The following is a 14793-nucleotide window of genomic DNA, read 5'->3' on the forward strand; positions in this document are numbered from 1 at the left end:
TCTAAAATCCATTTGGTTTCATTTTGGTGTCACGACCAAATCAAAAGGTTGAAATCGGTAGATATACTGCGGATATTTCGGAAAGTGTTAAGAAAACTGTAGTTTCGCGACAGTCAGAGTGCAGCGAAACGCTGCAGCATCGCCGCGCACTCCGCGCGGGTTGCGGTAGCCTTGGGAGCGAGTGTCGAGGACGTTTTACCGGTCAGAATGCCGTTCTTGACGCACCACTGCACCGCTTTTTCCGCATACGCGGAAACCGAGCCTGCGTCCGTGTAGGCAGACAGGTCTGCCGCGCCGTCCGGCTCACCGGCATAGCGGTACAGCATGGCGGCAAGCTGCTCACGGGTGATATTAGGGAAAGGTAGGAGTCCAAAGAGGAAGGGAAACCGCAGGTGTCCCTTCCTTTTTGCCCCCCGCGGCGGGTGCCGCACTCCCACGCCGCGGGTACGGCGTCGTCCCCACCGCAAAAACAAAAACACCGCAGACCCCAGTCCGCGGTGTTCTGTTTTATTCCATTTCGTCAAGGACGGAAAACGCGGCAAGCTGCTCGGTATTGTCCTCGTTATACTCAATCTCGCGCGAGTACGCCTTGCAGATGCAGATCTGCGCCCAGTGCGTGAGTTCCCCGTTGGTGAGCCACTCGTACACATCGAGCAGCTGAATGACCGCCGTGCTCACGAGCGCCAGCTGCACCTTGTCCTGCACGGCGTCATCTCCGAGCGCCTTCATAAAGTGCCGGTACAGGAAGTACGTCAGCAGGTTATCGTATTCATGGCGTTTGCCCTGATACGCCTGCAAAAACGCCTCTCTGCGGGCGATAATCTCCGGCAGGCGCGCCTTTGCACCGGTCAGCAGCGTGCGCCAGTCGTCCTTGTTGATCTCAAAGCCGAGCAGCATCTCGAGCAAACTCGTGAGCGTGCTCTCCCGCCAGAACGCCTGCGACCACGAAACCGTGTCCTCGTCCGTCTCGTCTGCAGCCTCGTCCTCCCCCTCGGGGAACGGGAACAGCAGGTCATCGTACTGCTCCTGCTGCGCCTTTGCCGTGCGGTAGAGCCTGTCGGCCTTGTCATCGAACGGCGCGTCCTCGCACGCCAGCCGGAACAGCGCATCGCGCATGGAAAACAGCACGTTCTCGAGTTCGGTTTCCGCCTCCGTGCCGGTTTCGGATACGCCGTCCGCCTCGGTCACGTCAAACGCCGGTGCGCCGGTCTGCGCGAGTATCAACTCGGCGGCAGCCTCACAGCACAAGCCGAGACCGTCCTCACGGCCGTCCGAAAACCACTCGTAATACCGCGGGTGGTCGGTGCAGATCTGCGCCATTTTGTCCTCCCCTAAGTGAAGCAGCACTTCACACAGGTTGCAGTCGTTCAGCAGCGGACACCGCTCCTCGGCGTCCAGACGAAAATGCGCCGGCTCTCCGGTCTGCGCGTCCGCAGGCGCAATACTCGCGCGCAAACGCTCGCCAAAATCGCCGGGAACGGTCTCGTAGTACGCAAGGGAATCCTCGTCTACGTCGATCTCCCAGCCGATACAGCAGTTTTCCGTGCAGTCCGAGCCGATGCACCGGAATGCCTTGTAATACGCAGGACGGCGAATATAGCCCATCCTAATCACCTCTCTTGTCTGTCTCATTATAGCAGACGCGGGCGCGGTTGAAAAGGGTTATGACGGCACTGCCTTCTCCCTTGTGTACCGCTTGACCCGCTCGTACCATTCCCGATCGAACGCGGACAGCTGTTCGCTCGACGGCCCGATTGCAGGCTGCGCCGGTGCAGGCTTTGCCCGTTTCTGCATATCCTCAGCGGTGAGAATGCCGTCACGCTCGCAGTTCTGCAGCAGCGTGCGGAAATACCCTGCCGGATTGCGCGGTGCATTCTCAGCCGTCTGTCGGGCGGTATCTAAGAACACCTCACGTTGCATCCCCTTGTTCTGCAGCCTGCGCAGCTCCAGACAGAAGTTATGGTCAAACTTACAATTCAGTTTTTCTTCCAGTTCGGTCGTCAGACCAGAATCAGCCGTAACTGCTTTCTCTTCTCTGGTCTGCTCTGCTCTACTGTCCTCTACTGTTCTCTGCTCTTCTGTTCTCTGCTCTTCTCTGCTCTGTGGATTTTCGGTACAACAAATCGCATTTTCCGTACGATAAATCGCATTTTCCGTGTGGGAAATAAATGCACGCAGCACAAAAGACTTGCCACTCGGATTCTTCTCCCGCATTTCCTGCTCGGTGAGAAGCCAAATGTCAAAATTGATGGGCACTGCATTACGCGTCACGGTCGCCAGAAAATACCCCATCTGTATTCTTTTGGATGTGAGAAAGCCGCGTTCATATAACGCAGCATGGAACAGGCCGCTTGCCACCAGCTGATCGACTACGGCGGCCAGTGTTTCGATCGTCACGTTTTCCAGTCCGGCGGTGTACTCGCGGAGCTGCCACAGCGTGTCCTCGCGGCCCTCGCCGCTGTAAGCGATGTAGTAGCCCTTATCGCCGTAGGCAATGTCGAGCAGGCATTCGTACACATACGGCCCGAGCACGCCGAATTTCTGCCGTGCGGCTCTCAGCTTCGGGTCGCGGTACAGGCCGATGTCGCGCGGCCACCAGTCCAATCCAACTTTTCTGTTTCTGCCCATGTGAGCACCTCCCTTTACCCTACCGCCGGAACGGATAAAAAATTGACCACAAATGGTCAACTCCGAAAAAATATTTTCCGGGAAATAAAAAAACCTCCCCTGTTCACAGTCAGAGGATGTTAAAATCTGTTCGCAGCCCGCGCGTAAGCGCGTATTCAATAGGATTGCTCTGCAATCCGAAAAAACCGGGAGCATGTATCTCGGTTTTTTCACTTCCGGAGGGAGAAAGTTTCTGCATAGGAACTTTCGTACGACTTTGGAACGGCCTACGGTCCGTTCCTCCTTGTCGGCGAAACTGTAGTTTCGCGACAGGTAATGCAAAAAGAGCTGAAACCTTACGATTTCAGCTCACTTTTGGCGGAGAGTTAGGGATTTGAACCCTAGAGACGCTCATCACGCCTACACGATTTCCAATCGTGCGCCTTCGACCACTCAGCCAACTCTCCATCTTGTTAAGTTGTTGTCGTTTTTGATGACTCATCGCTGACGACTTGTTTAGTATATAACAGAATCCCCGTTTCGTCAACCCTTTTTTCAAATTTTTTTGAAAAAGTTTTTTCAGGTCGAATTGGGGCGGATTGCAGGTGTAGGATTTGGCGTTGCGCAGACCATACAACGGCATACATTCCACCAAAGGGTTCGACCTGTAAATCATAACGATTATGGGATACCGTAGGGTAAATCCTTTCAACCGCCAAACGCAAAAAAGAAAACCGCCTGCTCTCACAGACGGTTCTCCCCTATTTACTTCTGAAACTGCCCGCGCACTTCCATATACTTGATGATCTCCTCAACCGTGCCGTCAAAGCCGAGCACGCCGCTGTTGAGCGACAGATCATAATTCCGCGCGTCATACCAGTCGTGGCCGGTGTGGTGCTTGTAGTAGCGGGCGCGGTACTCGTCGATCTCGGCGATCTTCTTTGCCACCTCGTTCTCGGGCAGCGAGTCCACCTTCATGGCCTGCTCGAGACAGAAATCCTTGTCCGCATGGACGAACACGCGCACAACATCCGGTCGGCCTGCCAGAATATAGTCGGCGCAGCGGCCGATCATAACGCACGGACCCTGATCCGCCAGCCGGCGGATGATCTTCACCTGATAGGCGAACAGCGCCTCATCCTTGAGGTAGGACTTGGACGAGTCGTTCGGCACGGGCGTGTTGCCGTGATAATGCGCGCGCAGGCGCGTCAGGAAATCGCCCTTGAGACGCTCGTCCGAGAACAGCATGGCATTTACACCGCTGTCCTCACTCGCCATGGTGATGATCTCGCGGTTGTAGAACGGAATGCCCAGCTTGTCCGCCAGCATCTTGCCGACCGTCTTGCCGCCCGAACCGTACTGGCGCGCGATGGTGATAACGTAAGGTTTCATAATTTACCCCCTACATAAATTGATAATTGAGAATGGAGAATTGAGAATTGTGGTATCGCGCATAGCGCGATTACTTAATATCGGCGCTGTGCGCCGCACATTCATTTTCCATTTTCCATTCTCCATTTTCCATTTCCGAAATTTATTCTCCCAGATAAGCCTTCTTAATAGAGTCATCATTCAGCAGATCGGACGCCTTGCCGGTCTTGACGATTTTGCCGGTCTCAAGGACGTAGCCTCTGTCCGCGATGGACAGCGCCTTCTTTGCGTTCTGCTCTACGAGCAGGACGGTGGTGCCTGCCTTGGACACTTCCTCGATGATCTTGAAGATTTCGCCTACGAACAGCGGCGACAGACCCATGGACGGCTCATCGAGCAGCAGGATGCGCGGCTTGCTCATCAGCGCACGGCCCATTGCGAGCATCTGCTGCTCGCCGCCGGACAGCGTACCGGCTGCCTGATTTTTACGCTCCTCCAGACGCGGAAAACGCTCGTAGACCATTTTCAGCGACTCCGGAATTTCATTTTTCGGGCGGGTATACGCGCCCATACGCAGGTTCTCCGCGACCGTCAGACCCGCGAACACGCGGCGGCCCTCCGGAACGTGGCTCATGCCCAGCTTCACAATGGCATGACCCGGCTTGTGCGTGATATCCTTGCCCTCAAACGTCACCGTGCCGCCCTTACTCGGCAGCAGACCCGTGACCGTGTGCAGCGTGGTGGTCTTGCCGGCGCCGTTTGCGCCGATGAGCGCCACGACCTCGCCCTCGTTTACCTCGAAGGAAACGTCGCGCAGTGCATGAATCAGGCCGTAATACACGTTGATGTCCTTTACTTCCAACATTGCCATACTTGTTTCCTCCTTTCTTATTCGCCCAGATATGCCTTAACGACTTCCGGATTGCTCAGCACTTCCTTGGGCGTGCCCTCAGCGAGCAGACGGCCGAAGTTGAGCACATACAGGTACTCGCAGATGCCGGAGACCAGCTTCATGTCATGCTCGATGAGTAGGACGGTTACGCCGAACCTCTTGCGGACGATTTCAATCGTCTCCATCAGCTCCTCGGTCTCGTTCGGGTTCATGCCCGCCGCCGGCTCATCGAGCAGCAGCAGCTTGGGGTTGGTAGCAAGCGCACGCGCGATCTCGAGCTTGCGCTGCTTGCCGTACGGCAGGTTGGCTGCCTTGTAATCGGCTACGCCGTCCAGATTGAACACGCGCAGCAGCTCCATCGCCTTTTCGTCCATCTGCTTCTCCTTTTTGCGGTAGGAGCCGAGGTGGAACATGCTCTCTGCGAACGAGTAGGTGATCTGGTTGTGCAGACCGGTCTTTACGTTATCCAGCACGCTCAGCTGCGAGAACAGGCGGATGTTCTGGAACGTACGGGCAACGCCCAATTTACAAATTTCATGCGGCTTTTTGCCGATGAGGTTCTGTCCGTCCAGACGGATGCCGCCGTCGGTCGGGCGGTACACGCCGGTCAGCATATTGAACGCGGTGGTCTTGCCTGCGCCGTTCGGGCCGATGAGGCCGACCAGACCGCCCTTTTCGATTTTCATGCTCAGCTCGTCAACGGCACGCAGACCGCCGAACGAAATGCCGAGCGAAGTAACTTCCAGCATTGCCATGGCTTACGCACCCTCCTTCTTGCCGCCGGCCTTTTCGGCCTTTTCCATCTGACGCATTGCGCGCTTCTCCAGCAGGCGAACCTTGAAGGAGGAGTTGTTGAACAGCATCATTGCAATCAGCAGGATTGCGTAGATGAGCATACGGTAGTTGCTCAGGCCGCGCAGCAGCTCGGGCAGCAGCGTCAGCAGTGTTGCGGCGATGATAGAACCCCAGATGTTGCCCAGACCGCCGAGAACGACGAATACGAGCACCAGAATGGAGGTGTTGAAGTCAAACTTGGCAGCGGTTACGGTGGAGAAGTTCATCGCGTACAGCGTGCCCGCCATGCCTGCGAACGCCGCGGAGACCACGAACGCGAGCAGCTTGTAGTGCGAGGTGGAGATGCCGATGGAGTCAGCGGCAATCTTGTTGTCGCGCACCGCCATGACCGCGCGTCCCGTGCGGCTGTTTACAAAATTCAGCACGAAGAACAGCGTAACGAGGATGAGCACAACGCCCGAGGTGAAGGTGGAGATCTTGGTGACGCCGGATACGCCGATCGGGCCGTTGATGATCATCTTGCCGCCGTCGCCCAGCTGGAAATTCTGGTTGACCAGGCTGAAATGCAGACCGGCATCATCCAGACCGAGGTACATAACGTTTACAAGGTTTTTGATGATCTCACCGAAGGCGAGGGTTACGATGGCGAGGTAGTCGCCCTTGAGGCGCAGTACCGGCACGCCGACGATGACACCCGCAATCGCCGCAAACAGTCCGGCAACGACCATAGCGACAGCCAGACGCAGTGGTGCAAGCGGAATCGCATCCGCCAGACAGGTGGTGGTGACAATGCCCGCAAACGCGCCGACCGACATAAAGCCCGCATGGCCGAGCGACAGCTCACCGAGGATGCCGACGGTCAGGTTGAGCGAGATCGCCATGACAACATACGAGCAGATCGGCACGAGCAGACCCTTGATCTGGCTGGAGATGCCGCCGCCCGCGATGGCTGCCTGCACGATGATGTACGCAATAATGACAATGCCGAAGCACAGCAGCGTGTCACGTCCGCGCTTGGACGCAGCATAGGATTTTAACTTGTTCATATGACTGCCCCCTTAAACCTTTTCGCTCACATGCTTGCCGAGCAGGCCGTCCGGCTTGACCAGCAGCACCACGATGAGCACTGCGAACACGATCGCGTCCGACAGCTGCGTGGAAATGTACGCCTTGGCAAAAATCTCGATGATGCCGAGCAGAATGCCGCCGATGAACGCGCCCGGAATCGAGCCGATGCCGCCGAATACGGCAGCGGTGAATGCCTTGATGCCCGGCAGAGAGCCGGTGGTCGGCATCAGGGTCGGGTACGCGGAGCACAGCAGCACGCCCGCGATAGCGGCAAGACCCGAGCCGATGGCAAAGGTGATGGAAATGGTCGTGTTGACGTTGATGCCCATCAGCTGGGCCGCGCCCTTGTCCTCGGAAACCGCACGCATCGCCGTGCCGACCTTGCTCTTGCCGGTGAACAGCATCAGAGCGACCATGATGACAACGCACGCCGCAATGGCAACGAGCGTTACCTTGGAGATCTGCATCTGACCGCCGAACAGGCTGAGCGCCTCGCCGGTAACGACCGAGGTAAAGGTCTTCGGGTTGGAGGACCAGATCAGCAGCGCCGCATTCTGCAGGAAGTACGAAACGCCGATGGCCGTGATCAGCACCGCCAGCGACGGCGCCATACGCAGCGGCTTGTAGGCAAGTCTCTCAATAACAACACCGAGCGCGGTGCAGACAACAACAGCCAGCACAACGCCCATCCACGCCGGCCAGCCGAGATAGGTGGTAGCGCAGAAGCACATGTAGCCGCCTACCATGATAACATCGCCGTGCGCGAAGTTCAGCATTTTTGCAATGCCGTAAACCATCGTGTAGCCGAGTGCGATGATGGCGTAGATGCTGCCCAGACTGATGCCGCTGATCAAATGATTCAAAAAGCTCATGGTTTGGAACACCCCATTCTTTCTTTTAAGGTAGGAGTTAGGAGGGAGGAGGTAGGAGTTTATCCGATGATTTACCCGTACCGTAGGGCGCGACGACCCCGGCGCGCCGTTCGTAACGATGTGCATACGGTTTATACGGCGCGCCGAGTCGTCGCGCCCTACGGGAAACGTTTATCGTCGTCCACTCCTACCTCCTATCTCCTACCTCCTATCTTCTTTATAATAGCGGTAAAGGAGGACTGCTGCCAGACCTCCTTTACTCGCCCTTGCGTTTATGCTGTTGGAACCCTACGGTTCTGTTTTACATACCAACGTAAGCGCCGTTCTCGATAACCATGCCCTTCGGGGACTTGGATACGGCACCGGTCTCATCCCAGGTCATGCCCTCGCCGGTCAGACCGTCAAAGGTCATGGAGGTGAACTGCTCGATCATCTTGTCGCACAGGTCCTCAGCGGACATATCCGGCGTAGCGCCTGCATTCTCGAGTGCCTGCTTGTAAGCGTAAACACAGTCGTAAGCGTCGGCTGCGAACTGGTTCGGGGTTTCACCGAACTGCTCCTTGTACTTCTTAACGAAGGAAGCGGTCTTTTCGTCGGTTGCGTCTGCGTTGAACGGGGTCAGCAGCATAACGCCCTCGGCCAGCTTGGGATCAAAGCCTTCCATGGTCAGGATGCCGTCCATGCCGTCTACGCCGAAGAACTTCGGCTTGTAGCCCATGCTGTTTGCCTGCGTCAGGATCAGGGATGCCGGCTGATAGTACATCGGCAGGAATACCAGGTCAGCGCCCTTGCTCTTTGCATCGTTCAGCTGAACGGAGAAGTCGTTAGCGGAAGCATCGGTAAAGGTCTTGTCGGAAACGACCTGCAGACCCTTGGTCTTTGCCTCTTCTACGAACTTGTCGTGAATACCGGTGGAGTAAACGTCATCGTTCTTCCAGATGATCGCAATCTTGGTGCCGAGCTTCTGCTCTGCAATGTACTGCGCGGATGCGGTGCCCTGATTCGGGTCAACGAAGCACATCTGGAACACATTGTCCTTATCTGCGGTTACCGCAACGGTGGAAGCAGACGGAGTCAGTGCGAAAATACGGTCGCTGTAGTTCTCAGCGGCGGTAGCCTCGCACGGCTTGGAGGTTACGGAGCCGAGAGACAGCTGCATGCCCCAGTCCTTCAGGGTGTTGTAGGCGTTGACAGCCTTCTCGGCGTCGTGCTCATCGTCCTGATAGTTCAGCTCAAACTGAATATCGCCGCCCTCAGCGTTGATCTCGTCAACCGCGATCTGTGCGCCGTTCTTGCAGGCGTTGCCGTAAATAGCAGCCGCGCCGGTCAGCGGGCCGGTGCCGCCAATCTTGAAGGCAGTACCGGAAGCGGTGCTGTCGGAGTTGCCGCTGTTCTGCGAATCCGAGCTGCTCGAAGCGGAGCCGCCGCAGCCGGTCAGCGCCGTAGCCAGCATAGCGCCGGCGAGGAGCATACTGAGTGTTTTCTTCATGGTGAAATCTTCTCCTTTGTTTCCCCCGAATCGGCATACCCTATCGGGTGTCTTGGATTATGCTTCACATTATACTACCATTTCCGCATTTCGGCTCACTTTTTTTGCGCTGAGAATACAATTTCAGATAATCTACTGATTATCTTTTGAGTAACTTTACGTTTTTTGTATCTTCTCACAAGAACACTTGTCCGTCCTGCAAGGATTCCTGCAAATTGCTTCCATCCTGCCGCCGTTTTTGCAGGGAGAGCCTGAAAAATTTTTCTCACGCTGAGAACATCATAGACTATCTTCGCTATTCATAAGATATTCGTAGGGCGGGGTGCCCTCGCCCTGCGGTGTTCATTCAATCTGTGCAACATTTCAAGGAGGTACCCCATGACCGAAAAACGCCACGGAAAAGGACTGTTATTCATCGTAACGCTGGTTCTCGCTGCCGGTGTGATAAAGTACGCCGATATCCCCTTCGCGCAGACCGTGCGCGAAAAGGCGGCTTCCGCCCTGTCCGGCGCGGCAAACGCGGACCATGTTCTCGCGGTATTCGGCGGCTCTGCCATGCCCGCAGATACCGTTCCCGCGGAATCCTCCGGCGGTGCGGACGATATTTTAGACCGCGACCAGACCCTGTTCCCCGACACGGTTGACCAGACCGTCTATCCGATGGAGTTCGAGCACACCACGCCGACTTCCGGCACGCTGACGTCCTCTTTCGGCAGCAGGCTCAGTCCCATCACCGGTCAGCCGGGCTTCCACTACGGGCTTGACCTTGCCGCAGACGAGGGCACGCCCATCACCGCCTTCGCGGACGGCACGGTGCGCGAGACCGGCGAATCCGGCTACGGTCTGTACGTCATTGTCGATCACGCGGACGGTTTTGCAACCCTATACGCGCACTGCAGCAGCATTTCCGCCAAAGTCGGTGATAAAGTGACCTGCGGCGAGCAGATCGCCAAGGTCGGCCAGACCGGCAACGCCACCGGTCCGCACCTGCACCTCGAGCTGTGGCACAACGGCGCGGCGCTCAATCCTGCCGACTATCTGACGCTGTGAGCCGGATTCAGGTCCGCGACGGCTTTCTTGTGCTCATGGCTGCGCTCTGGTGCGCGGATGAGAGCGGCGTGCTCCCCATTTTCCTGCTGGCGGCGGCTGTACACGAGTGCGGACACCTTTTCGTCATTCGTCTGTCCGGCGGCACGGTGCACGCCCTGTGCCTGACCGCCTGCGGCGCTGTCCTGCGGTGCAGCCTGCCGCCATCGCCGTTTTCGCGCGCCGCCATCTGCCTCGCCGGACCGGCGGCCAGCTTTGTGCTCACCGCACTGGCGAACCCGCTCGGCGCGTACCGGCTTGCCGGCGCGAGTGCGCTACTCGGGCTGTTCAATCTGCTGCCCGTGCCCCCGCTCGACGGCGGCATGGCGCTCCGGCACCTCGCGGACGGACGGTTTACACGCCTGCTGAACGGGATTGCGGGCGTGTCCGTTCTCGTCCTCCTTGCGGGCGGCGTCCTCCTGTGGAAGTCGGGATTCGGCGGGTGGCTGTTGCTCGTTGGCATTATGATAACCGGCAGTGCATTCCGTAGGGGGCGCCGACCTCGGCGCACCGCATGCAACCCGCATGCACGCGCGTAACCGCAGGAGCGAACAATGTTCGCCCACAACACGTTCGATTTTACGTTGTTCGGGGGCACACTGTGCTCCCCTGCGGGTTAATCGTTGCAGATGAAGCCGCTCCGGAGTGCCCCGCCCTACGATAAATTCTCACAACCCTTGTAAATTTTGCCGAAATCGTGTAAAATAACGGTACAAAGATTTATCCAAACGAACCAAAAGGCTCACAAAGCCTTTGGATAGAAAGGACCGAACAATTATGCTGGGAAAACGCAGAAAAAAAACTGATCTCCCCGCCGTATGCGCTGTTATCGTAGCGGCAGGCTCCTCCCGCCGTATGGGCGGCGAAAACAAGCTGCTGCTCGAAATTGACGGCGTACCCGTCCTCGCACGCACGCTTTCCGCCTTCCAGAAATGCGCCGCCATCCGCGATATCGTGCTCGTCTGCCGTGAGCAGGACATCATGCCCTATACCGAGCTGGCGAAGGCCTTCTCCATTGACAAGCTGTGCACGGTGACGCGCGGCGGCGAGACCCGCACGGAATCCGTTCTCGCGGGCATCACGGCCGCACCGGAAAACGCCGTGCTCGTTGCCGTACACGACGGCGCCCGCCCGCTCGTCTCCGAGGCCGTTATCACCGAGGCGGTTACCACCGCCGCCGCGTGCGGTGCTGCCGCGCCGGTCGTTCCGGTCAAGGACAGCATCAAGCGCATCGAAAACGGCAATATCGCCGCCGATGTCGCCCGCGACACGCTTGCCGCAGTGCAGACCCCGCAGGTGTTCCGCAAGGACCTGCTCCGCCGTGCGCTCACCTCGGCTGCTGAGCGCGGCTACAGCTTCACCGATGACTGCGCGGCTGTCGAGTCGCTCGGCACCATCGTCAAGGCGACCCACGGCAGCTACCAGAACATTAAAATCACCACGCCGGAGGACATTCTCGTTGCAGAAGCGCTCCTCACAAGGGAGGTCAAGTGATATGCGCATCGGACACGGTTACGACGTACACAGACTGGTCTCCGGCAGGCCGTGCATCATCGGCGGTGTGAACATTCCGTTTGAGCTTGGTCTGGACGGTCACTCGGACGCGGACGTGCTCACGCATGCCGTCATGGATTCCCTGCTCGGCGCACTCGCGCTCGGTGACATCGGGGGGCACTTTCCGGATACCGACCCGCGCTACAAGGGCGCGGACAGCATCGCGCTGCTGCGGCACGTTGCCGCGCTCGTGCGCGAGAGCGGCTGGCAGCTCGGCAATTTGGATGCGACCGTGCTCGCGCAGGCGCCCAAGCTCGCGCCGCACATTCTGCAGATGCGCGAGAACCTTGCCGCCGCCATCGGCTGCGCGGTCGAGCAGGTTTCGGTCAAGGCGACCACCGAGGAGGGACTGGGCTTTACCGGCTCCAAACAAGGCATTGCCGCGCACTGTGTGTGCCTTTTAGAGCGGATTTAACAATCCCAATCCCCTGTTTAGATGGAAAAAGGTAGAGGAAGTGATTCCAATGGATATACAGGTAAACGACATTCTTACCATGAAAAAACAGCACCCGTGCGGCAGCAAGCAGTGGCAGGTGCTGCGTATCGGTATGGATTTCAAGCTGAAATGCCTCGGCTGCGGGCATGAGGTCATGCTGCCGCGCAGCAAGGCGGAGAAAAACATCAGAACCGTAGAACGGGAGGGTGAAATCGTATGTTGATAGACGGCAGACAGATGCACATTCAAATCACCAAGGGCGATATCGGGCGGTACGTCATTCTGCCCGGTGACCCGGCGCGGTGCGAGAAGATCGCGCAGTATTTCGACGACCCGAAGCAGATCGCCCACAACCGCGAGTACACGCTGTGGACAGGCTCTCTGGACGGTGTTCCGGTTGCGGTCTGCTCGACCGGCATCGGCGGTCCGTCTGCGGCCATTGCCATGGAGGAGCTGGTCGAGTGCGGCGCGGACACGTTCATCCGCGTGGGCACGTCCGGCGGCATTGTGGACAAGGTAAAGGGCGGCGATATCGTCATTGCCACCGGCGCCATCCGTCAGGAGGGCACGAGCCGCGAGTACCTCCCCATCGAGTTCCCGGCAGTCGCGGATTTTTCCGTTGTTTCCGCGCTGCACGAGGCGGCGCAGGCGCTCGGCTTCCCGTATCACACAGGCGTTATCCAGTCCAAGGACAGCTTTTACGGCGAGATCCGTCCCGCTCAAATGCCCATCGCGGACGAGCTGACCGCCAAGTGGAAGGCATGGAAGGCGGCAGGCGCGCTCACCAGCGAGATGGAGACAGCCGCGCTCATGATCGTCGCGCAGGTGCTGCACGTTCGGTGCGGCGCGGTGCTCAACGTGCTGTGGAACGCGGACAACGATGATGCTCCCGCCATCCCGCCTGACGCCACCGAGCGCGGCGTAAAGGCCGCCGTGGAGGCCATCCGCGTGCTCATCCGTGAGGACAGCAAGGCATGAGTGAACAACAGAATCAGCAGACAGCGGCCCTCGGCACAGCACCCGTAGGGCCGCTGCTGTTTCGGCTGGCGCTGCCGACCATCACGGCACAGGTTGTCAACCTGCTTTACAGCATCGTGGACCGCATTTACATCGGACGCATCCCGCTCGAGGGCAAGCTGGCGCTGACCGGCATGGGCGTCACCTTCCCTGTCATCACGCTCATCTCGGCATTCGCGGCGCTGATCGGCATGGGCGGCGCACCGCGGGCGTCTATCGCGCTCGGCGCAAGGGAGCACGACCGCGCGGAACGCATTCTTGGAACGTGTACGGCGGCACTCTGGGCACTTGCGCTCGTGCTGACAGCACTTTTCCTGCTGTTTCAGGCGCCATTACTGAAACTGTTCGGCGCATCTGCCGACACCCTGCCGTATGCGATGCAGTACCTCAACCTCTACGTTCTCGGCACGGTTTTCGTGATGACATCGCTCGGTCTGAACGGCTTCATCACCGCGCAGGGCCGCTCCTCGGTGGCGATGAAAACGGTAGTTATCGGTGCGGTGCTCAACACCGCGCTTGACCCGCTGTTCATCTTCGTGTTCCGCATGGGCGTGCGCGGCGCGGCTGTAGCGACGATTATTTCGCAGGCGGTATCTGCGGCATGGGTTCTGCGGTTTCTGACCGGAAAGCAGACGGTTCTGCGCCTCAAACGCGCGTATTTCCGCATTGACCGACCGGTTCTGGCATCCGCAGTCGGTCTGGGCGCGTCCCCGTTTGTCATGCAGTCAACAGAAAGCCTGCTCACCATCGCGTTCAACGTATCGCTGCAAAGGTACGGCGGCGATGCGGCGGTCGGCGCAATGACCATCCTGACCTCGGTGGCGCAGATGGTGCAGCTGCCGCTGACCGGACTCGCGCAGGGCGCGCAGCCCATCCTCAGCTACGCCTGCGGCGCGAAGCGGCCCGACCGCATGAAGCGCGTCGTGCAGCTGAATCTCGCGGCGGCGTTCGTGTTCGCGTTTTCGATCTGGGCAGCTGTGCAGCTGTTCCCGCACACGGTCGTGCACCTGTTTACCTCGGATGAGGAGCTGGTCGAACGCACCGTCTGGGCGCTGCGCGTGTACTTTGCGCTCGGATTTACCAATGCGTTCCAGACCGGATTCCAGCAGTCGTTTGTGGCGCTCGGCGAGGCGCGTATCTCGCTTTTTCTCGCGCTTGAGCGCAAGGTTTTCCTGCTGATACCGTTTATTTTAATCCTGCCGCACTTTTTCGCGGATAAGCTGTTCGCCGTGTTCCTCGCGGAGCCGGTCGCGGATTTATTAGCCGCGGCTACAACGACAACGCTGTTTTTGCTGCGGTTTCGGCAGATCACGCGAGATATGTGAGCCAATTTCCCTGCATCGGCTCAATCCCTGCCGCGAAATTTTGAGATACAAAAAGGCTCTGGATATGCTCCAGAGCCTTTGAGGCTGTCGAAAAACTATCGTTTTCCGAGCAGCCTCTCGCTCGAAACCACGCTTTCGAGCGAATACTGAAGAAAAACCGCGCCCTGCGGGCACATTTTTTCTTCCCTTGTATAAATTCCGAGATACATGCTCCCGGAATTTATGAATTTGCTTCGCAAATTCTATTTTATGCGTGCTGTCGCACGAAACGCAATACGCCA

The 14793-nt window shown here is 58.1% G+C and carries 16 protein-coding genes and 1 tRNA gene; 7 read left to right on the forward strand and 10 right to left on the reverse strand.

The genetic code is table 11. From position 1 onward, the window contains the following. Window positions 1–113 precede the first annotated feature (113 nt). The 10 genes from DW724_RS15575 to DW724_RS06615 all read right to left on the reverse strand — a co-directional run bounded on the left by DW724_RS15575 (window position 114) and on the right by DW724_RS06615 (window position 9094). Window positions 114–326 carry an S-layer homology domain-containing protein gene (locus tag DW724_RS15575; protein WP_158580230.1) on the reverse strand — a complete coding sequence of 71 codons (213 nt, stop codon included), beginning with the start codon at window positions 324–326 and terminating at the stop codon, window positions 114–116. Window positions 327–507: 181 nt separating this feature from the next. Beyond that, window positions 508–1605: a flagellin lysine-N-methylase gene (gene fliB, locus DW724_RS15580; protein ID WP_158580231.1), complete on the reverse strand. Its 1098-nt coding sequence runs from the start codon at window positions 1603–1605 to the stop codon at window positions 508–510. A 57-nt stretch (window positions 1606–1662) separates the two neighbouring features. Next, window positions 1663–2628 (reverse strand): DUF4373 domain-containing protein, encoded by a 966-nt coding sequence (locus DW724_RS06580; protein ID WP_158580232.1) that lies wholly within the window; start codon window positions 2626–2628, stop codon window positions 1663–1665. Window positions 2629–2983: 355 nt separating this feature from the next. After that, a tRNA-Ser gene (locus DW724_RS06585) sits at window positions 2984–3074 on the reverse strand. A gap of 298 nt (window positions 3075–3372) precedes the next feature. Then, a complete protein-coding gene (locus DW724_RS06590) occupies window positions 3373–3999 on the reverse strand; it encodes a cytidylate kinase-like family protein (protein WP_118761016.1) in 627 nt (208 codons plus the stop codon). 142 nt (window positions 4000–4141) lie between these two features. Next, window positions 4142–4849 carry an ABC transporter ATP-binding protein gene (locus DW724_RS06595; protein ID WP_118285663.1) on the reverse strand — a complete coding sequence of 236 codons (708 nt, stop codon included), beginning with the start codon at window positions 4847–4849 and terminating at the stop codon, window positions 4142–4144. Between the two features lie 17 nt (window positions 4850–4866). Beyond that, window positions 4867–5625 (reverse strand): ABC transporter ATP-binding protein, encoded by a 759-nt coding sequence (locus tag DW724_RS06600; RefSeq protein ID WP_118761017.1) that lies wholly within the window; start codon window positions 5623–5625, stop codon window positions 4867–4869. A gap of 3 nt (window positions 5626–5628) precedes the next feature. Then, window positions 5629–6711 (reverse strand): branched-chain amino acid ABC transporter permease, encoded by a 1083-nt coding sequence (locus tag DW724_RS06605; protein ID WP_118761018.1) that lies wholly within the window; start codon window positions 6709–6711, stop codon window positions 5629–5631. A gap of 12 nt (window positions 6712–6723) precedes the next feature. Beyond that, window positions 6724–7605, reverse strand: coding sequence for a branched-chain amino acid ABC transporter permease (locus DW724_RS06610; RefSeq protein WP_118285665.1), 882 nt, complete (start codon window positions 7603–7605; stop codon window positions 6724–6726). Between the two features lie 301 nt (window positions 7606–7906). Continuing rightward, on the reverse strand, window positions 7907–9094 hold the full coding sequence (locus DW724_RS06615) for an ABC transporter substrate-binding protein (RefSeq protein ID WP_118761019.1): 1188 nt from the start codon (window positions 9092–9094) through the stop codon (window positions 7907–7909). Window positions 9095–9472: 378 nt separating this feature from the next. Here DW724_RS06615 and DW724_RS06620 point away from each other — a divergent pair, with 378 nt between their 5' ends. From DW724_RS06620 to DW724_RS06650, 7 genes are all read left to right on the forward strand, one after another. Then, window positions 9473–10144 (forward strand): M23 family metallopeptidase, encoded by a 672-nt coding sequence (locus DW724_RS06620; protein WP_118761020.1) that lies wholly within the window; start codon window positions 9473–9475, stop codon window positions 10142–10144. Next, window positions 10141–10719, forward strand: a complete 579-nt coding sequence (locus DW724_RS06625; RefSeq protein WP_118761021.1) for a site-2 protease family protein — start codon at window positions 10141–10143, stop codon at window positions 10717–10719. The genes DW724_RS06620 and DW724_RS06625 overlap by 4 nt, the downstream gene beginning before the upstream one ends. 238 nt (window positions 10720–10957) lie before the next feature. Then, window positions 10958–11674, forward strand: coding sequence for a 2-C-methyl-D-erythritol 4-phosphate cytidylyltransferase (ispD, locus tag DW724_RS06630; RefSeq protein WP_118668118.1), 717 nt, complete (start codon window positions 10958–10960; stop codon window positions 11672–11674). A gap of 1 nt (window position 11675) precedes the next feature. Then, a complete protein-coding gene (gene ispF / locus DW724_RS06635) occupies window positions 11676–12149 on the forward strand; it encodes a 2-C-methyl-D-erythritol 2,4-cyclodiphosphate synthase (RefSeq protein WP_118360806.1) in 474 nt (157 codons plus the stop codon). 49 nt (window positions 12150–12198) lie between these two features. Further along, window positions 12199–12393 carry a DUF951 domain-containing protein gene (locus DW724_RS06640; RefSeq protein ID WP_117488760.1) on the forward strand — a complete coding sequence of 65 codons (195 nt, stop codon included), beginning with the start codon at window positions 12199–12201 and terminating at the stop codon, window positions 12391–12393. Then, window positions 12387–13148 (forward strand): uridine phosphorylase, encoded by a 762-nt coding sequence (gene udp, locus DW724_RS06645; RefSeq protein ID WP_110435086.1) that lies wholly within the window; start codon window positions 12387–12389, stop codon window positions 13146–13148. The genes DW724_RS06640 and udp overlap by 7 nt, the downstream gene beginning before the upstream one ends. Continuing rightward, window positions 13145–14512: an MATE family efflux transporter gene (locus DW724_RS06650; RefSeq protein ID WP_118761022.1), complete on the forward strand. Its 1368-nt coding sequence runs from the start codon at window positions 13145–13147 to the stop codon at window positions 14510–14512. Before udp ends, DW724_RS06650 begins: the two co-directional genes overlap by 4 nt. The last annotated feature ends 281 nt before the right edge of the window (window positions 14513–14793 follow it).

The sequence above is a fragment of the Butyricicoccus sp. AM27-36 genome, from assembly GCF_003480945.1.
GTDB lineage: Bacteria > Bacillota > Clostridia > Oscillospirales > Butyricicoccaceae > Agathobaculum > Agathobaculum butyriciproducens.